25 protein-coding genes are annotated in these 22,607 nt (G+C 63.3%); 13 read left to right on the plus strand and 12 right to left on the minus strand.

Features of this window, described 5'->3' with window-relative positions:
* Nucleotides 1–75: 75 nt before the first annotated feature.
* Nucleotides 76–1,737, plus strand: coding sequence for a MinD/ParA family ATP-binding protein (locus AOT96_RS18810; protein WP_065352131.1), 1,662 nt, complete (start codon nucleotides 76–78; stop codon nucleotides 1,735–1,737).
* Nucleotides 1,738–1,762: 25 nt separating this feature from the next.
* On the opposite strand, the gene AOT96_RS18815 is transcribed toward AOT96_RS18810, so the two are convergent.
* Together AOT96_RS18815 and AOT96_RS18820 are read right to left on the minus strand one after the other, a co-directional pair.
* Nucleotides 1,763–1,969, minus strand: a complete 207-nt coding sequence (locus AOT96_RS18815) for a hypothetical protein (protein ID WP_003941996.1) — start codon at nucleotides 1,967–1,969, stop codon at nucleotides 1,763–1,765.
* A 165-nt stretch (nucleotides 1,970–2,134) separates the two neighbouring features.
* Nucleotides 2,135–2,347 (minus strand): BldC family transcriptional regulator, encoded by a 213-nt coding sequence (locus AOT96_RS18820; RefSeq protein WP_003942029.1) that lies wholly within the window; start codon nucleotides 2,345–2,347, stop codon nucleotides 2,135–2,137.
* Nucleotides 2,348–2,638: 291 nt separating this feature from the next.
* Here AOT96_RS18820 and AOT96_RS18825 point away from each other — a divergent pair, with 291 nt between their 5' ends.
* Nucleotides 2,639–3,025 carry a DUF4229 domain-containing protein gene (locus AOT96_RS18825; protein ID WP_030535490.1) on the plus strand — a complete coding sequence of 129 codons (387 nt, stop codon included), beginning with the start codon at nucleotides 2,639–2,641 and terminating at the stop codon, nucleotides 3,023–3,025.
* Nucleotides 3,022–4,125 carry a PLP-dependent cysteine synthase family protein gene (locus tag AOT96_RS18830; RefSeq protein ID WP_003941980.1) on the plus strand — a complete coding sequence of 368 codons (1,104 nt, stop codon included), beginning with the start codon at nucleotides 3,022–3,024 and terminating at the stop codon, nucleotides 4,123–4,125. The genes AOT96_RS18825 and AOT96_RS18830 overlap by 4 nt, the downstream gene beginning before the upstream one ends.
* Here the strand turns inward: AOT96_RS18830 and AOT96_RS34760 are convergent.
* Complete coding sequence (locus AOT96_RS34760) at nucleotides 4,023–4,646, minus strand: GNAT family N-acetyltransferase (RefSeq protein ID WP_054187825.1); 624 nt, start codon at nucleotides 4,644–4,646, stop codon at nucleotides 4,023–4,025. The genes AOT96_RS18830 and AOT96_RS34760 overlap by 103 nt on opposite strands.
* 122 nt (nucleotides 4,647–4,768) lie before the next feature.
* Between AOT96_RS34760 and AOT96_RS18840 the strand changes: the two genes are divergently transcribed.
* The 4 genes from AOT96_RS18840 to AOT96_RS18855 are packed head-to-tail and all read left to right on the plus strand — an operon-like array spanning nucleotide 4,769 to nucleotide 6,814.
* The gene (locus tag AOT96_RS18840) at nucleotides 4,769–5,506 is read left to right on the plus strand and encodes a lysophospholipid acyltransferase family protein (protein WP_065352133.1); all 738 of its coding nucleotides are present in this window, start codon (nucleotides 4,769–4,771) and stop codon (nucleotides 5,504–5,506) included.
* A gap of 54 nt (nucleotides 5,507–5,560) precedes the next feature.
* Nucleotides 5,561–5,812, plus strand: coding sequence for an HTH domain-containing protein (locus tag AOT96_RS18845; protein ID WP_003941869.1), 252 nt, complete (start codon nucleotides 5,561–5,563; stop codon nucleotides 5,810–5,812).
* Between the two features lie 5 nt (nucleotides 5,813–5,817).
* Nucleotides 5,818–6,384: a Clp protease N-terminal domain-containing protein gene (locus tag AOT96_RS18850; RefSeq protein ID WP_065352134.1), complete on the plus strand. Its 567-nt coding sequence runs from the start codon at nucleotides 5,818–5,820 to the stop codon at nucleotides 6,382–6,384.
* 49 nt (nucleotides 6,385–6,433) lie between these two features.
* Complete coding sequence (locus AOT96_RS18855) at nucleotides 6,434–6,814, plus strand: phage holin family protein (RefSeq protein ID WP_003941998.1); 381 nt, start codon at nucleotides 6,434–6,436, stop codon at nucleotides 6,812–6,814.
* A gap of 12 nt (nucleotides 6,815–6,826) precedes the next feature.
* Here AOT96_RS18855 and AOT96_RS18860 read toward each other — a convergent pair whose 3' ends face one another.
* A complete protein-coding gene (locus AOT96_RS18860) occupies nucleotides 6,827–7,696 on the minus strand; it encodes a 1,4-dihydroxy-2-naphthoate polyprenyltransferase (RefSeq protein ID WP_019744341.1) in 870 nt (289 codons plus the stop codon).
* Between the two features lie 49 nt (nucleotides 7,697–7,745).
* Between AOT96_RS18860 and AOT96_RS18865 the strand changes: the two genes are divergently transcribed.
* On the plus strand, nucleotides 7,746–10,994 hold the full coding sequence (locus AOT96_RS18865; RefSeq protein WP_065352870.1) for a BTAD domain-containing putative transcriptional regulator: 3,249 nt from the start codon (nucleotides 7,746–7,748) through the stop codon (nucleotides 10,992–10,994).
* A gap of 21 nt (nucleotides 10,995–11,015) precedes the next feature.
* Here AOT96_RS18865 and AOT96_RS18870 read toward each other — a convergent pair whose 3' ends face one another.
* From AOT96_RS18870 to AOT96_RS18900, 7 genes are all read right to left on the minus strand, one after another.
* Nucleotides 11,016–11,843, minus strand: a complete 828-nt coding sequence (locus AOT96_RS18870; protein WP_003941848.1) for an ABC transporter permease — start codon at nucleotides 11,841–11,843, stop codon at nucleotides 11,016–11,018.
* Nucleotides 11,840–12,847, minus strand: a complete 1,008-nt coding sequence (locus tag AOT96_RS18875; protein ID WP_003941960.1) for a daunorubicin resistance protein DrrA family ABC transporter ATP-binding protein — start codon at nucleotides 12,845–12,847, stop codon at nucleotides 11,840–11,842. Before AOT96_RS18875 ends, AOT96_RS18870 begins: the two co-directional genes overlap by 4 nt.
* A gap of 88 nt (nucleotides 12,848–12,935) precedes the next feature.
* Nucleotides 12,936–14,075: an o-succinylbenzoate--CoA ligase gene (gene menE / locus AOT96_RS18880; RefSeq protein WP_065352871.1), complete on the minus strand. Its 1,140-nt coding sequence runs from the start codon at nucleotides 14,073–14,075 to the stop codon at nucleotides 12,936–12,938.
* The gene (locus tag AOT96_RS18885; protein ID WP_003941976.1) at nucleotides 14,072–14,374 is read right to left on the minus strand and encodes a DUF3349 domain-containing protein; all 303 of its coding nucleotides are present in this window, start codon (nucleotides 14,372–14,374) and stop codon (nucleotides 14,072–14,074) included. The genes menE and AOT96_RS18885 overlap by 4 nt, the downstream gene beginning before the upstream one ends.
* A 4-nt stretch (nucleotides 14,375–14,378) precedes the next feature.
* Nucleotides 14,379–14,714, minus strand: a complete 336-nt coding sequence (locus tag AOT96_RS18890; RefSeq protein WP_003941853.1) for a DUF3349 domain-containing protein — start codon at nucleotides 14,712–14,714, stop codon at nucleotides 14,379–14,381.
* 54 nt (nucleotides 14,715–14,768) lie between these two features.
* The gene (locus tag AOT96_RS18895; RefSeq protein ID WP_003942079.1) at nucleotides 14,769–15,032 is read right to left on the minus strand and encodes a hypothetical protein; all 264 of its coding nucleotides are present in this window, start codon (nucleotides 15,030–15,032) and stop codon (nucleotides 14,769–14,771) included.
* Between the two features lie 15 nt (nucleotides 15,033–15,047).
* Nucleotides 15,048–16,247 (minus strand): inorganic phosphate transporter, encoded by a 1,200-nt coding sequence (locus tag AOT96_RS18900; protein ID WP_007728486.1) that lies wholly within the window; start codon nucleotides 16,245–16,247, stop codon nucleotides 15,048–15,050.
* Between the two features lie 284 nt (nucleotides 16,248–16,531).
* Here AOT96_RS18900 and AOT96_RS18905 point away from each other — a divergent pair, with 284 nt between their 5' ends.
* From AOT96_RS18905 to AOT96_RS18925, 5 genes are read left to right on the plus strand one after another with little or no spacing between them, the layout of a single operon-like run.
* The gene (locus AOT96_RS18905) at nucleotides 16,532–17,956 is read left to right on the plus strand and encodes an ABC transporter substrate-binding protein (RefSeq protein ID WP_064443322.1); all 1,425 of its coding nucleotides are present in this window, start codon (nucleotides 16,532–16,534) and stop codon (nucleotides 17,954–17,956) included.
* A gap of 60 nt (nucleotides 17,957–18,016) precedes the next feature.
* Nucleotides 18,017–20,275: an ABC transporter permease gene (locus AOT96_RS18910; protein WP_065352135.1), complete on the plus strand. Its 2,259-nt coding sequence runs from the start codon at nucleotides 18,017–18,019 to the stop codon at nucleotides 20,273–20,275.
* Nucleotides 20,268–21,011 carry an ABC transporter ATP-binding protein gene (locus AOT96_RS18915; protein WP_003942056.1) on the plus strand — a complete coding sequence of 248 codons (744 nt, stop codon included), beginning with the start codon at nucleotides 20,268–20,270 and terminating at the stop codon, nucleotides 21,009–21,011. Before AOT96_RS18910 ends, AOT96_RS18915 begins: the two co-directional genes overlap by 8 nt.
* A complete protein-coding gene (locus AOT96_RS18920; protein ID WP_003941866.1) occupies nucleotides 21,008–21,766 on the plus strand; it encodes an ABC transporter ATP-binding protein in 759 nt (252 codons plus the stop codon). Before AOT96_RS18915 ends, AOT96_RS18920 begins: the two co-directional genes overlap by 4 nt.
* A 2-nt stretch (nucleotides 21,767–21,768) precedes the next feature.
* On the plus strand, nucleotides 21,769–22,128 hold the full coding sequence (locus tag AOT96_RS18925; RefSeq protein WP_003942018.1) for a hypothetical protein: 360 nt from the start codon (nucleotides 21,769–21,771) through the stop codon (nucleotides 22,126–22,128).
* Nucleotides 22,129–22,208: 80 nt separating this feature from the next.
* Here the strand turns inward: AOT96_RS18925 and AOT96_RS18930 are convergent, their stop codons facing one another.
* Nucleotides 22,209–22,598: a VOC family protein gene (locus AOT96_RS18930; protein ID WP_003941917.1), complete on the minus strand. Its 390-nt coding sequence runs from the start codon at nucleotides 22,596–22,598 to the stop codon at nucleotides 22,209–22,211.
* Between the last annotated feature and the right edge of the window lie 9 nt (nucleotides 22,599–22,607).

Consider the following 22,607-nt stretch of genomic DNA (forward strand, 5'->3'; position numbering starts at 1 on the left):
GGCAACAGTTACGATGCAGCTTGGCGAATTACTAGCTGTCTGGTAGCTGTGGGATCGACGAGGGGGAGCGGCGAGATGGTCGACAAGATTGAAGACGCCGGAGCAGGATTGTGGGAGCCGGTGCGCCCTGCCGAGCCGACGCGGCGCGAGCCGCGCGCATCCGCGCCCGAGCCGTCATCGGACTCGGTTCCCAGCGACGTTCGTAGTCTCTTCGTGGCCCCGGTCGACTCCGGGCCGCTCCAGCAAGTCGCCGGCCAGGCGCCCAGTGCACCCGCCGCTCCGCCGCCGACGACGACCCCAGCGGCTCCGGTACCAGGTCCCAAGACTCCGGTCATCCAGTATCCGGCAGCGCAGCCAGGCCCGATCAACGGCCAGTTCTCGACCTCGCCTGCGATGCCGATGCAGACCTACGAACCTACGAATCGTGGAGGGTCGCTTCCGGATTCACGAACTGGCGTTCCGCAGCCTGTTCAGAATTCGCAGCCTGTTCGGAACTCGCAGCCTGTTCAGAACCTGCATCCTGTTCAGAATTCGCAGCCCGGCCCGACGGCGCATTCATCCCCGAGACCGCTCCAGCAACCGCAGGCACCTTTTTCGCCCGGCGTCCATCCGCCCAATCCCGCGATTCGGCAGTTCGGTCATCCCGGCGCTGCGCCGGTGCAGAACGGCCACACCCTCCAGAATGGTCAGGCCGTGCCGATGGCCCCGCCGACGGCGCCACCTACTCGCGCTCCGATGCCGCAGACCGGACTCACCTCGGCTCCGGACAGTCGCTTCGAGTCCGCTCTCCCGATGACTGCGCAAGATCTCTCGGCTGCGCTCCTCGTCAAGCGGCCTGTCCGGCCTGCCCCGGTGGGTGGCTGGCGCAAGGCGCTGTACACGTTGTCCGGCCGATCGGTGAACCTCGGAAACGGTGCAAAAGAGCAGCACCTCGTCGAGTTGACGCGCCAGATCAACCAGCCGCTGCAGGGCTGCTACAAGGTTGCGGTGCTCAGTCTCAAAGGCGGCGTCGGAAAGACCACGACCACAGCGACACTGGGGTCGATGTTCGGCTCGATCCGCGGCGATCGCGTCGTCGCTGTCGATGCAAACCCCGACCGGGGAACGCTGAGCCAGAAGATCCCGCTCGAAACTCCGGCAACAGTGCGAAACCTGCTGCGCGACGAGAACAGCATCGAGAAGTACAGCGACGTCCGTGGCTACACATCGCAAAATCGACACCGGCTCGAAGTGCTTGCCTCCGACAGCGATCCAGCAGTTTCAGAGGCCTTCAGCGGTGGGGACTACACGCGCACGGTCGACATGCTCGAGAAGTTCTACAGCATAGTTCTGACCGATTGCGGCACCGGATTGATGCACTCGGCGATGCAGGCCATTCTCGAAGGTGCAGATTCGTTGATCGTCGTCAGTTCCGGTTCCGTCGACGGTGCACGTAGCGCCTCCGCAACACTTGACTGGCTCGACGCTCACGGTTACAGCAGGCTGGTCGCCACGTCCGTAGCTGTCATCAACGCGGTACGGTCTCGGTCGGGCAAGGTTGATCTGCCGCGGGTCGTCGAGCACTTCGAGCAGCGCTGTCGAGCGGTGAAACTGATTCCGTTCGATCCGCATTTGGAAGAGGGCGCCGAAATCGATCTGGACCGGCTGCGTCCAGGTACTCGGGAAGCGGTGCTGGAGTTGGCTGCGGTGGTTGCCCAGGACTTTCCGGCCTCCCCGTTCGCGTTGACGGGGAGGTAATCGGATAGCCGGGTGAGCCCGGACGCTACGTCGACGCGTCAGTCGGCGGTACGTCCGGACCTTCCGTGCGCTTGCGTCGTGTTTGCTGGTTCACATTCCACAGGAATTCGGGATCGTCATCCGGCCCGCGTACACCGCTCACCGGGGTGCGCGTCGACGGATCGGGCCCAAATGCCTTCCACATCAGAACGATCAATGTCACCAAACCCACCAACGCCAACAGATACAACACGGCGCACCTCCTCAGGGAACTGAAGTCGAGCCTACTCAGTCTCCGCCCCGCTTCACCAGAAGTGGTGCGGACAAGCGTTTCGGCTCAGTGCGCTAGTGCTGTATCTGTCGGGTACTGCAAGATCTCTCGGGTACCGCAAAGTGCTTCGAAGTGAGCTGAAGTTGCTCAGTTGTTGTCTGCTTCGGTGGTCAGCGAGCGCAGAAGCTGCATGACCTCGGTCTCACGGAATCGACGATGTCCTCCTGGCGTGCGAAGCGAGCCCAGTCGTCCTGCGTGTGCCCAGCGGGTCACGGTCTTGGGATCGACATGAAACAATGCCGCTACCTGTCCGGGCGTCATGAGTGCGTCTGCGGCGGTATTGAAGGTTGGTGCGCTCATTGTGAGGTCCTCCATGTTGATGTCGAACGTTTGACGAACAGTGATTCCGAACCGAGCAGTGATTCCGAACTTTGGTTCCGAACCGGTGTGTCGACCAGTTGCCAAAAACCTGCGTCGAGTTTGTTTCGAAGTCCTTCGCTCACATTCGACCGTTTTCTGAGTGGTAGCGCAATGTTTGCACAGATATAGCCGGGTAGTCGATCTTTCAAGAAAAAGTAATGTTTAAGTAAAGGACAAAATGGATATAGCGGGCTCGGTCCCACCCGTATTCGGAATGGGTAACCTGAGAGGGTGAGTCAGTTGTCTGAAAACCCCGAAAATGTTCCTTCTGAGCCGGTCAAGGCCAGTAAACCTTCCGCAAACTCTGGGCAAGCAAAGTCGGCTTCCGGGCCGGTGACCAAGGGTCAACTAGCCCGCGACGTGGTGCTGTACTCGGTCGCTCGGCTGCTGCTTGTCGTCGTGATCGGTGCCGTCATCATCGGTGGCGGAAAGCTCGCCGGCACGGACGTTCCCTTGATCGTCGCGGCGCTGTTCGCAGTTCTGATCGCGCTGCCGCTGTCGTTGCTGCTCTTCGCGAAACTGCGCAAGCGTGTTAATGCGGGCATTGCGGCGGTCGACGCCCAGCGTCGGTCCGATCGTGACGATCTTCGCTCCAAGCTGCGCGGAGACGGGCGGTGACCACGGGGTCGCTCGACGTCGACCGTCGGACCTCACGCCAGTGGGTCGACAACGCGGTGCGGTTGATCGAAGCCGACGCGCAACGCAGCGCGGACACTCACCTGCTGCGCTATCCGCTGCCGAGTAACTGGACCGTCCAGCTTTATCTGAAGGACGAGTCGACCCACATCACGGGGAGTCTCAAGCATCGACTCGCACGGTCGCTTTTCCTCTACGCGATCTGCAACGGCTGGGTTACCGAAGAGACCACTGTCATCGAAGCGTCGTCCGGATCGACGGCTGTCAGCGAGGCGTATTTCGCGAAGTTGCTGGGCCTGGATTTTGTCGCGGTGATGCCCGCGAGCACGAGTCCCGCCAAGATCGCGTTGATCGAGGCGCAGGGGGGACGTTGTCATTTCGTGAGCGATCCGTCGTCGATCTACTCGGAATCGCATCGGCTCGCGAGTGAGTTGAACGGTCACTACATGGACCAGTTCACCCACGCCGAGCGCGCGACGGATTGGCGCGGAAACAACAACATCGCCGAATCGATCTTCACTCAGCTCGAACACGAGGAACATCCGATTCCCGACTGGGTGGTCGTCGGAGCCGGGACGGGCGGAACCGGTGCCACGATCGGCCGCTTTCTTCGTTACCGGAAATTCGACACGGGGCTGTGCGTGGTGGACCCGGAGCACTCCGTGTTTTTCGACGCGTGGCGAGCGAGCGATCCGTCGATCGTCGGTACTCGAGGTTCCCGGATCGAGGGCATCGGCCGTCCGCGCGTCGAACCGTCGTTTGTCGGTCAGGTGGTCGACCGAATGATCAAGGTGCCGGACGCAGGCTCGATCGCGGCCGCCCGGCACGCCAGCGCAGCCCTGGGGCGCAAAGTGGGCGGCTCGACGGGGACGAACCTGTGGGGAGCTTTTGCGTTGATTGCCGAAATGATGGCGGCCGGGCGCAGCGGCAGCGTCGTCACCCTCCTGTGCGACGGCGGAGAGCGTTACTCAGGCACGTATTACAACGACGAATGGGTGGCTTCGGAAGGGATCGACCTGCTCGGCCCGACGACAGTGCTGGACGAGTTCGTCCGTTCGGGTGCGTGGACGGCCAGTTCCTGAATCGCCGGCGCCGGACCGTGTGACGGGCGGCTCATCGTCACGCGCGGCCAGGCGTCCAACCCGGACGACTGCTCGTCCGTTCTGATGCGTATCAGGCCGGGGGAGAGCGTGTTCTCGGCCAGACGCACGAACCCGAGTCGCTCGTAGTACGGCGCGTTCCACGGAACGTCGACGAACGTCGTCAGAGTCACGAGATCGTGGTGATGGTCCGCCGCCCATTCGGTGACGGCGTCGATCAGCTGTGCTCCGAGGCCTTTCCGGGCATGATCGGGGTGAACGGAGACCTGTTCGATATGCGCGCCGCCGTCCACGATCTCGACGAGTGCGTACGCAACGGGTACGTCGTTCGCGTCGGTCTGAACCCAGATGTGCTCGGCTGCGAGAAAATCGTTCAACTCGTCGAGCGTCGGCGGTGGATCGTCTGCGATGGCGTCCATCCCGATGTCTCGGAACGGTTCGCCCGCGGCGATCTCGATCTGTTGCAGTGCGGGTAGGTCGGTGGATATGGCCGAGCGGATCACAGAAACCGTTTTACCTCGAGAAGTGCGTTTCTCCCAGCGCTACGCCTTCTGTAACGCAAACCTACGCAACCGTAGGTTGTGTATCGTTTGGTCAAGGGGCACTTCTCCAGCGAGGGCGGATCATGGGCAATCCTGAAGTTTCACTCGACAATTACGAGGCTGTGTACGAGTACTACCGCAGTCATCAGCAGAACCGATTCGTGGCGAAGCTCGCTTATGCCGCATTGGCGCTGAAGTACCGCCCGCGAGTGAGGTACGCGCCGGGTGCGGAAGGTGCGCTGAAGACTCTGCTGGAACGTAAGACGCAGTTGGTCGTGGCAGTCAATCATCTGACCGAGAGCGACCAGTTCACGCTCGCCGCGACCGCGTGGCGTACTCCGTTGCGTCGAGTGATCGGACGGACCCGGGTCCTCGCCAAAGACGAACTCTTCGTTGATCCTTCACAGCGCAAGAAGGTCGACATGATGGGCAGCATCCCGGTTTTTCGCAGCAAGAACTACGGCCTCCGTGCAGTTTCGGATGCCGGCCGAGTGATGATGGACGTCGCGGCCGAGCGGCTGGGCAACGGGGACTGTCTGGCGATTTTCCCGGAAGGGACGTGCAACACCGAAGATCCGACGCGGCTGCAGCACGTCAACAGCGGAATCGGCCACATCGTCGCGCGCGCCGAGAAGTTGGGATGCTCACCGGCACTGGTGTCGATCGGCATCAATTACGGTCCAGTGGCCGGCGACGTCAAGGCTGCGAGTGTCTTTGTCGGAATGCCGGTGACCGAACTTCCGGACAAGCCGATGGATATCGCCCGAACTGTGCAGGCCGACTTGCAGGTGGCAGTGGACGGGGCCGTCGCCGGGTACTAGGCGCGCCTGTCAATTTTGGTTGACAAATTCCGGTTGTCAACCTAAATTGACAACATGACCGAAGCAACCTCTCTCGCTGCTGCCGCCGGTAGCCCGGATCCCACCGAGGGATTGCGTGCTGTTCGAGCGCTGCGTCGTCTTCTCGAAAAACTCGAGGCCATTCAGGTCGCCAATGCGCGCCGTCACGGATGGTCCTGGCAGGCGATCGCGGAAGCTCTCGAGGTCAGCCGTCAAGCCGTCCACAAGAAATACGCGTCCGCGCAGTCGGAATCGATGCTGCGTTCACTGCGCGAGAAGGGCAGGTAATTGCCATGTTCGAAAGGTTCTCCGCACAGGCTCGAGGCGTCGTTGTCGATGCTGTCGCCGGCTCCGGTCCTGTCACGCCGATGGAACTTCTGACCGCGCTGATCACCTCTGATCGGGGCATCGCCACCGAGGTGCTCACCGAGTCTGGTGTCACGCTCGACGTGATCCGCCACGCCGGCGCCGGATCGAACGAAGGTAGCTCCAACAATTTCGACGACGACGCCGAGATACTCAAGTCGATCGGCATCGATCTCGATGCGGTTCGGGAGAGTCTCGAGCAGTCCTTCGGCGAAGGTGTGCTGGACGAGACTCCTGTGCCGGACGGCGTCGACACTTCTCGCAAGAGCCGATTCGGGTTCCCTCGTTCACGATTCGAGAAGGACTCCAAGAAGGTGTTGGAACTCTCGCTCCGTGAAGCGCTCGCGCACAAGGACAATCGCATCGGCGCCGAACACATCCTGCTCGGCATCCTGCGTGTCGCCGACGGGCCTAGCCGTCAGGCCCTCGAAACGCAGGTCACGATGTCGGTGATCCGTGAGCGCTTGGAAGCGAAGATGAATCGCGCCGCCTAGATTCGGCACGGCTCCGCATGCACGGGGCGGGATGTGCCAGCATTCAGACATGACATTTCTGGCACGTCTCATCATCAACGGCATAGCCATCTGGCTGGCGTCGGCGTGGGTCACCGGCATCACGATCGCCAACCACGACAACGGCACCTGGGGCACGGTTCTCGTGATCGCGGTGATCGCTTTGATCTTCACGGTGGTCAACGCGTTCATCAAGCCGGTAGTGCAGCTTCTCTCGCTACCGCTGCTCATCCTGACTCTCGGATTGTTCACGCTCGTGATCAACGCCCTCATGCTGATGCTGACGGCGTGGATCTCGTCCGGAACGTCCTACGGCTTGACGGTCGACGGCTTCTGGACGGCAGTCTGGGGCGCGCTGATCATCTCGATCGTGAACTTCCTGCTCAGCGCGTTCGTCCCGGACAACCGTTGAGTCCGTCGACTTTCAGGCGAGACTGAGCGCAACTGCGGTCGCGGCACCCCAGACGAGCATGGCGAGTCCGGTGTCGCGCAACGCGGGGATCAGGGCCATACCCTGCCCGCCCGAACGCAGTGGGGCGTTGGCTCGGATTGCCAGTGGCAACGCCAGCAATCCGAGCAATGCCCACGGAGTGCGCAGGATCAGCAGCAGGGTCGCGACGAACGGGACGGCCAGCAGGATCACGTGCAGTGTGCGGGTCTTGGCGTCGCCGAGCCGGACTGCGAGAGTGATCTTTCCGGACTCGGTGTCGGTCGGGATGTCTCGAAGATTGTTGGCAACGAGCACCGCGCTCGAGAACGAGCCGATGGCGATCGCGCCGGCCAGCCCGGCCAGATCCACCCGTTCGGCCTGTACGAACTGAGTTCCCAGCACTGCAATCAGTCCGAAGAAGATGAACACGGCGATCTCGCCGAACCCGCTGTATCCGTAAGGCTTCTTGCCGCCGGTGTAGAACCAGGCACCGATGATGCAGAACACGCCGACCGCAACCAGCCACCAGGCTGTGGTCGCCGCCAGAACGAACCCGGCTACCGCGGCAACGGTGAAGCAGCTGATCGCCGCGGCCTTCACGGCTCCGGGACTGACCAACTTCGATCCGACCAAGCGCAGTGGCCCGACGCGGTCGTCGTCCGTTCCGCGGATTCCGTCGGAGTAGTCGTTCGCGAAATTCACCCCGACGATCAAGGCCAAGGAGACGATCAGTGCCAGGAGCGCCTTCCACCACACTGCGAGGTCCAGGGACGCCGCGGCTCCGGTGCCGACCAGCACGGGCGCAATCGCGTTCGGGAGTGTGCGCGGCCTCGCGCCTTCGATCCATTGAGCAGCTGTTGCCATACAACGATCTTTGCACTGTGCAATACGATCGAACGCGGTGGATCAGCACATGACTCGAGACGTGAGTGAGCGCGCCAGGTACGCGCAGTCGGGCGAAGACCTGGCAGACATTGCCTTGCTCGGACCCGTTTCGACCAAAGTGGGCGGTCGTCTGGTTCCGTTGCCGGGTCCGCGAGCTCGAACTCTGCTGGTTGCGCTGGCTCGCAATCCGGGTGAGCCACGTACCGCGCAGAGCCTGATCGACGACGTCTGGGGGCTGGAGCCGCCGCGCTCACCGATGAACGCCCTCCACACTCAGGTCTCGCGCCTGCGATCTGCACTCCCGGACGGGGCCCTCGAAGTCACGGCGGCCGGATACCGGCTCACTCTCGCTCGGGAGCGTGTCGACCTGGCCAGGGCAGCGGACGCCGCCCGTGGTCTGCGCACCGTCGGCGCCGAAGCGTCCGAAGCGCTCGCCGTCACGACCGCGTCATTGCGCCTGTGGCGCGGTACCCCCGGGAGTGACGTCGTCGGCGACGTTGCAGATCGTCTGGCGCTCGACGCAGGCCGGGTGTACGACGAACTGGAGACGGCGCAGATCGACGCGTTGCTCACATTGGGGGAGTACGCGGCAGCCATTCCCCTGGTGCGCGGACGCCATCTGGCGAGCCCATTCGACGACACAGCGGCCGAGGCGTTGATGCGTGCACTCGCCGGAGCAGGCCGAGTCAACGAGGCACTCGAAGTGTTCGCGGAGTTCCGCAACCACCTCGCCAATCGCCTGGGCGCTGATCCGTCACCCGCACTGGTGACTCTCAACGCGGAACTTCTCGGGGCACCTGCGGCTACACCGCGGGCCGCGCGTGCGATCGGTCTCCGCGCTGCCCCCAACACCTTGCTCGGTCGCGACAACGACATCGACCAGATCGAATCCTTGCTCGCCCGCTCGCGCGTCGTCACCATTCTCGGACCTGGTGGCGCCGGAAAGACCCGTCTCGCACACGAATTGGGCCTGCGCGGATCCGTGAACCAGCCGGGCGTCTCGGTGGTCCTCGTGGAGTTGGCGTCGTTGCGCAGCAGCGAAGATGTCATCGCGGCCATCGGAGGCACCCTCGGAATCAGCGAATCCGATCTGGCGCCAGGCAAATTGACCGTCGGCCGAACGCATTCGGCGAGAGAGCGACTCAAAGAGGCGCTGTCCGCCGGTCCGATGTTGCTCATCCTCGACAATTGTGAGCACGTGATCGGCGCGTGTTCGGAGATCGTGGCCGAGATGATCGCGGCCGGTCGTCAGCTGACGGTTCTGACCACCAGTCGTTCTCCGCTCATGATCAGTGCCGAGGCGGTGTACCCGTTGCCGCCGTTGGCGATCGAAGACGGAACCGGCTCGGCAGTCGAACTCTTCTCGGCGAGAGCCCGTGCGGTGCGGCCGTCTGTTCATCTGGACGTCGACGCGGTAGTCAAGCTGTGTACGACGCTCGACGGACTCCCGCTGGCGATCGAGCTCGCTGCCGCGCGGGTCCGCACCATGAGCGTCGACGAAATCGGTTCGAGACTGCGAGACAGGTTCGCGTTGTTGCGCTCCGATGATCCGACGTCTCCGGATCGGCATCGCACCCTGCACGCGGTGATCGACTGGAGCTGGAATCTGTTGGGCAGCGGGGATCAGATTGCGTTGCGTCGATTGTGCCGATTCCCGGCCGGCTTCACCCTTTCTTCGGCGCAGGCCGTTGCCGGGTGGGGCGAGTTGACCGATGTGGCAAGTGCCGTCGAAGCGCTGGTGAATCAGTCACTTCTTTCCGTCAGCGACGGGCAGGGAGATCTTCGGTACTACATGCTCGAGACTGTCCGTGAATACGGCGAGGAGCAACTCGCCGCGTCCGGGGAGGGACCGGAAGTGATTCGGCGCCTCGACGACTGGGCGATTGCGATCGCCGAGGATGCCGTCGTGCGTGCACGGACGGATCAGCTCCGTCTGATTGCCGACCTCGACGCCGAGCACGACAACCTTCTGGCTGTACTTCGCTGGGCCGTGGAACGCGGCGACGCGGTGACCGTAGCCAACGTCTTCCCCGTCCTTGCGATTCTGTGGGCCGTACGAGGATCGAACTCGGAAATCTCGAACTGGGCGTCGAAGATCGTCGGGGCGACCGCGGACAACGATCTGCGCGACGTGAATGCAGAACTGGTGGGCGCTACGTTCATCCTGGTGGCGATGCATCTCTTCTTCGGAGAGGCCGATCGAAACCATGCCCGTGCGCGGATCCGACTTCGAAAGCTGTTGCGTGAGCGCGATGATCTCGGTCCGTTGTTCGCATTTCTGATCAAGCTGACCACGAGTGGGATCGCCAACCACAAACTTGCGCGGTTGGTGGCCGAAGGCGTTCGCAGTTCCGATCCCGAGACCCGAATGGCGGCGCTGTCCGCGCGTTCGAACATGCGGGAGAACATCGGAGATCTGCGCGGTGCGTTGCTGGACGGGGAGACTCTGTTCGACTACGCCACCAGCATCGGTGACGAGTGGGGTCTGGCGATGGCGGCCCAACATGTCGGGTCGGTTCACAGCCAATCCGCCCGCTATGGCGAGGCCATCGAGTTCTACGCGATCGCGGCGGCGTCGATGGAACGCCTCGGTGCGCGTGACGAGGCGATGCAGCTCATCTGCTTTCAAGCCGGAGCAATGATCGCGGCCGGTGACACCGCTGGTGGTCGGGTGCTTCTCGATCGTGCACGTCCGGCATTGGCGCATTCGGGTGGGACCGGGGCCATCGAAACCGATCAACGGCGCGCGGCGCTCATAGCGAGTATCGCCGAGGCGGATCTCGCGGACGGCCGTATCGACGAGGGCTTGGCTCGGTATCGAGAAGCGCTGGAGCTGTTGGGTTCTGCGATCGAGAACATCTTCGGTGATCCCTTCGTCGTTCTGCTCGGTGCCGCGGCTGTGTGCGCTCACGCAGTTCACGGCCGGCACGAACTGGTGGCGGGCCGCGTTCTGCAGATGAAGGAGTCGAGTGCTCTCAAGCTCGATCCCAACGGTTACGCGGACCTGCCGCTCGCGGGTTCGTTGGCGTCGGCGATCGGGTCGTTCGATCTTGTCACGGGCAACATCGAACGCGGAGTCGAACTGATGGCTTTGTCGTTGAAAATGCCGGGGAGACAAGACTTCGTCTCGCTCCATCACGCGCGCCTCTCCGACTTCGCGGTTGGTCTGGTCGGAGCCGACAGGTGGTCTGTGGAAACCGAGAAGGTATCGGGTTACTCACGCAGAGCGGTCCGCGAAGCAGTGTTGGCTGCGCTTCGCGGACCGGTGCTGGACTAGGTCTGGACGATGGTGCGGGACTTATGTCTTGCGCATGTACATCCGCACGGTCAAAGGTGCCATGACGGCAACGATCACCGCGGCGCCCACCAGCGACCATACGACGTGGATACCGAAGTGTCCGTCGTTGGCCAGCTCGCGAACCGCGGTCACCAGGTGTGAGACCGGATTGACGTTCACGAACTTCTGAAGCCAACTCGGCATGGTGGCAGGATCGACGAACGCATTCGACAGGAACGTCAGCGGGAACAGCACGAGCATCGAAACACCCTGCACCGTGGACGCTTTGTTCATCAGCACGCCCATGAGAGCGAAGATCCAGCTGATGGAGAACGCGCACACCATGACCAGGATCGCGGCAGACAGAATGCCGACCACGCCGCCTGCGGGGCGGTAACCCATCGCGAAACCGACGATGAACGTGATGGTCGTGGCGATGCCGTAGCGCACGACGTCGGCGAGCAATGCACCGGACAGCGGGGCGATACGAGCGATGGGAAGGGACTTGAAGCGGTCGAACACGCCCTTGTCCATGTCCTCACGAAGCTGAGTGCCCGTGACGATGGAACCGGTGATGACGGTCTGGACGAGGATGCCGGGGATGATCGTCGGCAGATATGCCGTCACGTCACCGGCGATCGCGCCGCCGAAGATGTAGGTGAACATCAACGTGAAGATGATCGGCTGGATGACGACGTCGAACAGTTGCTCGGGGTTGTGCTTGATCTTGAGAATTCCGCGGTACGCCATCGTGAACGTGTTCGCGAAGCTCTGCTGCAGGCTGATGCGGCGGGGTGCGGCATCCGGCTGGGCTATCGGCGACCGGGGTTTGGTGAGGGTGGTTGTCATGCGACGCTCCGATCGGAGTCGTTGTCGGACTGGGCGTCGTTGCGTCCACCGTCTTCGGGCTGGTGCCCGGTGATGGTCAGGAACACTTCGTCCAGGCTGGGTTTCTGTACGTTGATCTCGTCGACGGCGATACCTTGCTCACGCAGACGGATCAACAGGTCCGCCGTGATCGATGGGTCGCTCAGTGGTGCGGTGATCCGCCCGACCTCGGGAGTGACACCCACCTCGACGCTCAGCGCAGCGGCGATGAGCGAGCGAGCCTCCTCGGTGCGATCACGATCGACCAGCTTGAGTTGGAGCGAGGAGATCCCGACCGAAGCCTTGAGTTCGTCGGCGGTGCCGTTGGCGATCACGCGGCCGCGGTCGATCACCGCGATGCGATCGGCCAGTTGATCGGCTTCGTCGAGGTACTGCGTGGTGAGCAACACCGTCGAACCCTCGGCGACGAGTCGCCGGATGGTCACCCACATCTGGGCGCGGGTGCGCGGATCGAGGCCGGTGGTGGGCTCGTCGAGAAACAGCAGCGGCGGGCGCGCGATCAGGCTTGCCGCCAGATCCAGGCGTCGACGCATGCCACCGGAGAAGTTCTTCAGCGGTTTGGTCGCGGCCTCGACCAGATCGAACTCCTCGAGGAGTTCCAGGGACTTGGTGCGCGCATCGCGGCGGCTCAGGCCGAGCAGCCGCGAGAAGATCACGAGGTTCTCGGTCGCCGTCAGATCCTCGTCGACGGAGGCGTACTGACCGGTGACGCCGATCAGGGATCGGACCGCGGTGGGTTCACGGCTGACGTCGTGGCCGAAGATGCGCGCCTCACCGCCGTCGGGGCGAAGGAGAGTGGCGAGCATGCGGACGGTGGTGGTCTTGCCGGCGCCGTTCGGCCCGAGGACGCCGAACACCGAGCCGGTGGGGACGGTGAGGCTGACGCCGTCGACCGCGCGGTGCTCGCCGAACTTCTTGACGAGTCCGTCGGCCTCGATGGCAAGAGGCGAAGCTGTGTGGTTCATGGGATGAAGCTTGGCAGACCGATCTTGCATGGACCTTGCGTGGAACTTGCGGTTACTTGCACAGCGCGCGAGGTCGGTGCTGCGGCTGCTAGCTGAACCGAGCCACCAGGGCGGCGCGGTCGAGCTTTCCCGGTCCACGCAGGGGGAGCGCGTCCACGACGAAGAGTTCCCGCGGCGCCGCGGTGACGTCGAGTGTCCGCTGAGCATATGCGCGCAGTTCGTCGAGCGTCGGAGCTTCGCCCTCGGGTACGACCACGGCCACCACCCGCTGCCCCAGCCGCGGGTCCTTGATGCCGATCACCGCGCACTCGCGAACGGCGGGGTGATCGGCCAGCGCGGCCTCGACCACCTGCGGTACGACGGTCAGCCCACCGGTGGAGATTGCCTCGTCCAACCGGCCGCTGATGCGCAGGACCCCGTCGACCACTGATCCGGCGTCGTCGGTCCGGAACCATCCGGGTTCGGCGAAGGCAGGGTGGTCGGGAAGCCCGCGGTACCCGGACGCGAGCATCGGACCGCCCAGCAGAACTCGGCCGTCGTCGATACGAATCTGTGCTCCGGACAACGGGATTCCGTCGTAGACGCAACCGCCGGACGTTTCGCTCATCCCGTAGGTGCGGACGACGGTGATGCCCGCTTCGGTCGCCTGCGCGAGTACCGGTGCGGGAGTAGCAGCGCCGCCGAGCAGAACCGCGTCGAGCGAAGCCAGGGCCTCGACCGCGGAGCGATCACCGAGTGCCTTGACCAACTGCGTCGGCACCAACGAGGTGTAGCGGCGCGGTCCGCTCATCGCGGCGACAGCGCCCGGCAATGCGGCAGGGTCGAAACCCGCACTGACGTCGACGATCACCGGTTGTGTTTCGGCGAGGACACTGCGCAACAGAACTTGCATCCCGGCGATGTGGTGCGGGGGGAGAACCAGCAACCAGGATCCGGTGCCGCCGAGGCGTTCATGGGTCGCGTCGCCGCTGGCTCGCAGTGCGCTCGCGGTGAGCATCGCGCCCTTCGGGGTTCCGGTGGTCCCCGACGTGGCGACCACCAGCGAGATGCCGTCGTCGATGGGCTGATCGGGGTGCAGAGCGTCGCTCAGTCGGGCCGTCTCGCGTGCGTCGGCCGCCGGGACGGGAAGCACGGCGTCGTGCACGCCGTCCAGGATCTGCGCGATGGCAGGCAGTACCTCGAAGACCGCCTCACCCTGTGGAACAGCCAGTGTGCGAAGAACTTTCACCGGACGTCCGGTCCAGCCAGCGGCCAACCACCGGCAGCCAGATGGCTTCGTACGCGGTCGACGTCGGTTTCGAGTGGCATCTCGTTGGTGATCTTCGTGATGAGGACCTGGATGTCGGTCTTCTCGATGGGTAGATCGCCGTCCTCGATCAACGCGTCGGCGACGGCGTCGACCTCGGTTTCGGAGAGTCTGCGAGTGAGGAGCGCGAAAAGTGGGATGTAGTCCTGCTCGGGGACGCCATTGGGATAGCCGGCCCGCAACCAGCCGACTATCGACGTGAGGAAGGGCGGAAGGGCCATGACGTCAGCTCACGTCTCGAACTTCGTTGTCGGTGTCCACGTCTTCGATGACCGGCCACCCACCTGCGCGCAGCCTTTCGGTGACACGATCGACGTCGTCCTCGGACGGCTCCTCGTTGAGGATTCCCTCGATGATGGCGCGGATGGTGTCGTAGTCGACGTGGCGGTCCGGCACTTCGTGTGCCGACTCGATGGACATCGAAACGACCTGCTCGATCTCCTCGTCCGTCAGACGACGACGGAGAACGGCGAGCAGCGCAAAATGATCCTTGTCCGGGATGCCCTCGGGATACCCGGCACGCAGCCAGTCGAGCACGCTGCGCAATGAATACTTGCTCAAATCCTCGGCCTCATTTTCGTTTCGGTGGTTTCAGTGGTGTGCCGCGACGACCACTCAGAAGACGTGGATTCCGAACGTGCTGGCCAAGAAGTTCTTCATCAACAACAGTATTCCGGCGAAGATCGTGACGAGCACGACCGCAAAACAGAGGTACGCACCCATTTTACCCAGGGTGGACGGTCCTTCGGTGCCGTCGGCGTTCGGCAGACTCAGCGACTTGAGGCCGAAGGCGAAGATCGCCGGCAGTCCGGCTCCGAAGAGCAGTCCGACTGCCACTACCTGCCAGAGCGAATCGAGGGTATCGGTGAGTAGATGCATTCTCTTGCGCCCCTTTCAGGAGTTGCGAGTGGGTTCGGTGGACGGAGTGGGATCAGCAGTCGGAATCTCGCGAGCCGTCGCATCCGGATTCTCGTCCCATTCGGCGGTCACGTTGGCGGCGTCTACGGGTTCCTTACGCGAACGCAGGTACATGAAGATCGCGAACGCGATGAGGGCAGCGAAGACGACGAGCACGCCGGCCAGGCCGCCGATCAGATGCGCGAGTGCCCAGCAGATGGCGCCGACCACTGCGGCCGACGGCAAGGTGATCAACCAGGCGGCGGCCATCCGGCCTGCGACGCCCCAGCGGACCTCGGCGCCCTTGCGCCCGATGCCGGTACCGAGGATCGATCCGGTGGCGACGTGGGTGGTCGAGAGGGGGAGTCCGAGGTGGCTCGACGTGAGAATGATGGCGGCGGACGACGCTTCGGCTGCCAGACCCTGCGGCGCGGCGATCTCGACAAGGCCCTTGCCCAGGGTGCGGATGATGCGCCAACCGCCAAGGTAGGTGCCGAGAGCGATCGCGACGGCACAGGTGAACTTCACCCAGAACGGCATCTCGGTCTCGGCGGTGATGGTGCCGTGAGCGACCAGGGCCAAAAAGATGACGCCCATAGTCTTCTGGGCGTCATTGGTGCCATGCGCAAGTGAGATCAGCGAGGCGGTGCCGATCTGGCCGAAACGGAAACCGCGCTCACGCTCGTCTTCCTTGACGGATGCGGTGATTCGGTACACGAGCTTGGTACCGACGCCTGCGACCAGGGCCGCGACGACCGGCGCGAGGATCGCGGGGACGACGACCTTGGTCAGAACTCCACCCCACTCGACGCCGCCCATACCGATGGAGGCGATTGCGGCGCCGATCAATCCGCCGAACAGTGCGTGTGAGGAGCTCGACGGCAATCCGAGCAGCCAGGTCGCCAGATTCCAGATGATTCCGCCGACGAGACCGGCGAAGACGATCAGCAGCAGATCCTGCCCACTGACCGCGCCGAGGTTGACGACGCCTTTGGCCACGGTCGCAGCGACCTCGACGGACAGGAACGCACCGACCAGGTTCAGGATCGCGGAAAGTGTGACCGCAACTTTGGGCTTGAGTGCTCCGGTCGCGATGGAGGTGGCCATTGCGTTACCGGTGTCGTGAAAACCATTCGTGAAATCGAACGCGAGGGCGGTGACAACTACCACCAGGAGGATTACGAGCTCTGCGGTCACAACGTGAATTGTGCGTATCGAACGCGTAAAAGTACAGCGAACGGGATGCGAACAGGGGCTCCGCGGAGTACGTCCCCGCGCGTGGGCTGCGGCGCTGCCGTTCGCGATGTGTTCAGCGCCACGAAATCGGAACCCTGTGTGGGACCTCACTTTTTGGTCTCACTCACCGGGAAGGCACATTCGGACCGTTTTAAACGCTGATTACCTACGGGCACCGAGCGCACCGGAACAGGGGTTTCACCCCTGTTTCTCGGTGTCTGTCAGTGAGAAGGAGAGCTCCGACCGTGAAGCCCAACAAGTCCACGAAGCTGATCGTGGCACTCGCCGCGACCGCCGTTCTGGCGTCAGCCTGCGCATCGAATCGTGGTGACGATCCCTACGCCGTCGCTGTCGGCGGACCCGGCGTCAGCGCAGACCTTGCGTCGAGCACATCCGACGCGAAGTTCGGCACCCTCGATTCGCCCTGTGGTGAAGGCGACGCCACCGGCGCAACCGATCAAGGCGTCAGCGACACCGAGATCAAGATCGGGTTCGGTGACGACCGCGGTTATGTGAAGTCTCCTGGGCTGAACAAGGAAATGAGCGATGCGGTGAACGCGCTCATCTCTTGGTGCAACGATCAGGGCGGCATCAACGGCCGCAAGGTTGTCGGTACCGACTACGACGCCGCGATGACGCAGGCCAACTCGGTCATGCAGGAAGCGTGCGCGAGCCAGTTCATGATGGTCGGCTACGGCTTCGCGATGGATCAGACCGCCGAGCAGACGCGTGTCGCGTGCAACCTGGTGTCCGTGCCAGGCTTCACCGTGTCACCCGACGCAGCCAACGGACCGATGACATTCCAGGGTGTCCCGTTCCCGGTCGACTACGCGAACGGTTCGCAGTGGTTCCAGATGGCCGAGATGCACCCCGATCTGGTGAACGACTTCGACGTCGTCAACAGCACGATGCCCACGATCATCAGCTCCACCACGAAGATTCGCTCGATCGCCGAGGCTGCGGGCTTCAAGCTCAAGGATTGCGGCGTCACACTCAACTACGAGGGGGAATCGAGCTATGTGCCGTTCGCCGAGAAGTACAAGGAGTGCGGCGCGAAGGGGATCTGGACGTCACGATCGGCAAGCCCGTCGGAGCTGAACTTCGTGAAGGCGCTCGATCAGGTCGGGATCGATCCCGTCTTCTTCGGTGAAGCCACCTGGTACGGCGCGACCGTCTCCGATTGGAACAAGGACACCGGACTGCTCGACAACCTCAACGCGGGCATGACCTTCCAGATGCTCGAGAACGCGGACAAGGTGCCCGCAGTGAAGAAGTACGTGGATCTGGTCTCCGAGCAGGGTGGCAAGACCGCGCTCCTCGGTATGCAGGCGGCGTCGTCGTTCCTACTGTGGGCGGCCGCCGCGGACGAGTGCGGTAGCGATCTGACGCGTCAGTGCATGGTGAACGAACTCTCGAACATTCACGAGTGGGACGGCGGCGGATTGCATGCCGTCACCGATCCCGGCAAGAACATGCCGGCCACCTGCGGACTCATGACCTCGCTGAAGGGCAGTACCTACTCGCAGGCGTTCCCGTCCACCGCGGGCGAATTCAAGTGTGACCCCAAGTACCTCGTCGCGACCGACAAGAGCACCTGGGGAACCGAACTCGGCGCTGACCGCGTGTCGACGAAGTACCAGAACGCCAACGTCATCAAGCCGCAGTCCTGATTCTTCCGACTCGGGCGGCGAGCGCCAACCGCCGCCCGAGTCCCTAACGAGGGTTCAGCCATGAACACTTTTGTCACTTTCACGATCCTGGGCCTGGTCCTGGGGTCGGTGTACGCGATCGCCGCCTCCGGGCTGGTACTCACGTACAACACGTCAGGCATCTTCAACTTCGCGCACGGTGCACAGGCAATGCTCGGTGCGTTCATCTACTGGCAGTTGCGCTACGGCTGGGAACTTCCCACTTTCGTCGCCTTGCTGATTTCACTCGTCCTGGTCGGGCCACTGATGGGCCTCGGCCTCTACGTCCTGATCATGAAGGGTCTGCGCGATACCGCCGAGGTCACCAAAATCGTTGTGACGGTCTCGATCCTGCTCGGAATGCTCTCGATCTCGCACTGGTTCTGGCACCCCGAGACCGCTCGGACGATGCAGATGTTCTTCGGCGACCAGTCCAAGATCACGGTGTTCGGCGCGAGCATCCGCTACCACGAGTTGATCTGCATCCTCGTTGCGATCGCCATCGCCGTCGGCCTGCGCATCCTGTTCACGCGCACCCGCGCCGGTGTCGCGATGCGCGGCGTCGTCGACGATCCGGAACTGTTGCGCCTCAACGGCCACAATCCGGAGCGTCTTGCGGCACTGTCCTGGGCGATGGGTTCGACGCTCGCAGTCCTGGCCGGCATCCTGATCACCCCGATCAGTGGCGGCACACTCGAGGCGAACATGTTGACACTCTTGGTGATCGACGCGTTTGCCGCGGCCATGTTCGGCCGGTTGCGCAGCATTCCGCGCACGTTCGTCGGCGCCGTGGTCCTCGGGCTTGCCGGTACGTACGTATTGGCATACTTCCCGACGAGTTGGAGTTGGACGTCGAATTTCCGTGTCTCCCTGCCGATGATCGCGCTGTTCGTGGTGCTGATCGTGCTCCCACAGGACCGGTTGCGTGGAGCGGTCACCCGTACTCGCGAGCGTTACCACGTGCCGAGCGTGCGCAAGGCCGTCGTCTGGGGCGTGGCACTGATCGTCATCGTCTACCTGATCCGTCTGCTGATGGTGACCTCCGCCGTCACCACACTGACCATCGGAATGACGTTCGCGATCATCGCGCTCTCGCTCACACTCCTCACCGGCTACGCGGGTGAATTGAACTTGGCGCCGGTGTCTTTCGGCGCTATCGCGACCATCGTGGCCTTCCATTTCGGGATCTCCGGTTCCGGGTTGGCTGCGCACCTCAACCTGTGGGGCATCGTCGTCGGAGTCCTCGTCACCGCAGTGATCGGTGGCCTCGTCGCCCTACCGGCGCTGCGGCTGAGAGGGCTGTATCTCGCGCTGGCAACCATGGCCTTCGGAGTGTTCCTCTCCAACATGGTCCTTCGCGACACCACCGAACACGAGATGTTCGGCATGAAGTACTCGCTGTTCAAGGACGGGAACATCGCCCTCCCTCCGCTGAAGATCGGTCCGCTCGATCTGAGCAACGAGACGGTGTTCCTGATGACCGTGACCGCGCTGTTCTCGGTACTCGGCGTCGGCGTCATCGCGTTGCGTAACAGCGGCTACGGGCGCCGACTCGCGGCGATGAAGGACAGCCCGGCCGGTTCGGCCATGCTCGGACAGAGCCTGGTTCGGCTCAAGCTGAGCGTCTTCATGATCTCTTCGGGGATCGCCGGTCTCGGCGGCATTCTGATGTCGAGCGCCATGGGGTCCGTCTCGGGCGAGAGCTTTGCCATCATGGTCAGCCTCTCGCTGCTCATGCTGACCGTCGTCGCGGGTATCGGATACGTCACCGGCGCCCTGTTCGGTGGACTGATGGCCGGAATCGGGTTTGCGGTCATCATGGTCTCGTTCACCAATCTGGCTTCGGCGCAACCGGAGTTGGAGGGAATGTGGCTGCTCTTCGGCAACATCGCGGCAGTCAGCCCGGCACTGATCGGTATCGGCGTCGGCGCGAACCCCAGCGGAACGGTCCACAGCGTGATCGAGGGCTACCGACGGCTCGCCGGTGCCAAGCCTGTTCTGATCGGCGGCGCCGCAGTCGTTCTGCTGACCTACGTCCTTGCTCTGACCGGTGTACTCGGCAACTGGTGGTTCGCGTCCATCACGATCGCGGTGGTGTTCATGCTGCCGGTGATCGGTGAGATGGTCATGCCCAGCGCGGTTCTCACTCCGGAGGAACTGGCCGCCAAAGCGACAGTCGTTCCCGAGGACATCGGGATCGATGTCCCGTACAGCCCCGAGATCCGTGACGAGATCGACCGCGAACTGGGGATTCCTCAGTACCAGGGTGGCTCGCCGAAGGAGTTGACCGTCCATGTCTGATACACCACTTCTCGAAACGCGCGGTGTGAGCGTTCGTTTCGGTGGACACGTCGCGGTCAAGGACGTTTCGCTCACCGTGCAACCCGGCACCGTGACAGGACTCATCGGACCGAACGGTGCCGGCAAGACGACGCTCTTCAACACAATCACCGGGCTGCAGAAACCCACCTCCGGTCAGGTGTTCCTCGGTGGCGTCGACGTGACGAAGCTGCCGCCGCACAAGCGGGCGGGGCGCGGGCTGGCACGTACCTTCCAGCGGCTCGAACTGTTCGTCTCGCTGTCGGTGCGAGACAACCTGCGCGTCGCGGGAGACATCCACAAGGCGAACGGCCGCAACAAGATCGACGTGGACGGCGAGACCGATCGCCTGCTGGAGCTGACCGGGCTCACGGATGTCGCGGACAAGGACGTCGCGGACATCCCCACCGGACGGGCTCGCGTCGTCGAAGTTGCACGAGCCCTCATGACCGACCCGCGAGTGCTTCTGCTCGACGAACCGGCCTCGGGTCAGACCGAGCAGGAAACCGAGGTCTTTGCCGAGATGCTCACCGAACTTGCTGCGGGTGGACTCGGAATCTGTCTGGTGGAGCACGACATTCCGCTGGTGATGAAAGTGTGCTCGACCATCCACGTGCTCGACTACGGCGCAGTCCTCGCCTCGGGTGATCCGGAGAAGATCCGGACGGATCCGGAAGTGATCGCGGCCTACATCGGGACCGAGGAGGAGGCGGTATGACGTCAGCGAAAATTGGCGAGGCGAAAATCGACGAGGGTATACGCAGCCCCGACCGCGCCGAACCGTTGCTCGAACTGTCCGGTGTCCGCGCCGGTTACGGATCCATCGAAGTTCTGCACGGGGTGGACCTGATTCTGGAACCGGGCGCCGTGGTGGCGCTACTCGGACCCAACGGTGGCGGCAAGACGTCGACGCTCAAGATCTGCTCGGGCGTCCTTCCGGTCACCCGCGGCGAGTTCCGGCTCGCGGGCCAGGTCGTGAACGGAGTCGAGCCTTCGGAGTTGGCTCGGCTGGGGGTCTGCTCCATCCCCGAAGGACGCGGGATCTTCGCCAACCTCACTGTGCGGGAAAACCTGTGGATCGCCACCGGAACGGGCGTCGGGCTGGCCGAACTCGAAGAGGTTGCGTACGGCAGGTTCCCGATCCTGGGGGAGCGGCGCGGACAGTTGGCCGGATCGATGTCCGGTGGTGAGCAGCAGATGCTGGCGCTGTCACGGGCACTCGGCACTCACCCGACGGTGCTCCTGCTCGACGAGCTGTCGATGGGTCTCGCACCTCGAATCGTCTCGCAGATGTACGACGTCGTCGGCTCGCTTGCAGCCGAAGGCATTTCCATTCTCGTCGCCGAGCAGTTCGCGCGAGCGGTGCTGCCCATCGCGACCTCGGCCGCACTGATGTTGCAGGGACGCGTCGTCAAGACCGGCGATCCACACGACATCGAAAACGAACTTTCTACCAGTTATCTAGGAGGATGACGATGACTACTCTCGCCGAAGATCGCCGTGAGGAATTCAAGAAGAACATCGCAGAGTTGAAGCTGGACAAGAAGCAGGCAGGCGGCGACGCGGCGACGCGCATCGCGGGCCTGGTGCTCATGGTCGTCGGAGTGGTCGGCGCCTTCGTCGTCTACATCTCTTCGCTGACGCTCTCGGACCTGCGGGATCTGGTGTCGTACCAGATCCTCACCGTGGTTTTCCTCGCCCTGACAGTGGTCGGTGCCGCACTCTTCCTGGCCGCATCGGTGGCAAAGGTGCTGCGGCTGTGGTTGGTTCGCCAACTGCTCGAGGGCCAGGCACAGACAGATCAGATCTCTCAGGCGCTGAGCACGCGCAACTGATCTCTGCGAAGAACCGACAGATGCCCGCCACGAAAGTCGTGGCGGGCATCTGTCATTGCTCGGCTACAGCGGTGTCTCGACTACGCGGACGGTGGCCGGGAATCGCGTCGGATGGGATGGTCCTCCGGGATCTGCACCATCACGATCGGTGTCCCGTCCGGGTCGGCGATCCACATCTCGTGTAGACCCCACGGTTCCTGTCTTGCCTCGCGCGCGATCTTGACCCCGGCGAGAACCAGTTCGGTCTGAACGGCAGTGAGGTCCCGGACCTGCAGCCAGATCGCGCCGCGAAAGCCGCCCTCGCCGGTGCCGCCGTGCGCAGCGACTTCGATCAGCCCTTGGCCGGCGAAGAAGACTGTGCCGCCGGGATATTCACGAGCGATCGCCAGACCGAGGGTGTCTCGGTAGAAGCTCAGCGTTCGTTCGTACTCGCTCGGGCGCAATATCGTCCGACTGCTCAGAATCTCCACGTCCGACCT

The organism is Rhodococcus sp. 008 (assembly GCF_001682295.1).
In the GTDB taxonomy this organism is placed as follows: Bacteria; Actinomycetota; Actinomycetes; order Mycobacteriales; family Mycobacteriaceae; genus Rhodococcus_F; species Rhodococcus_F qingshengii.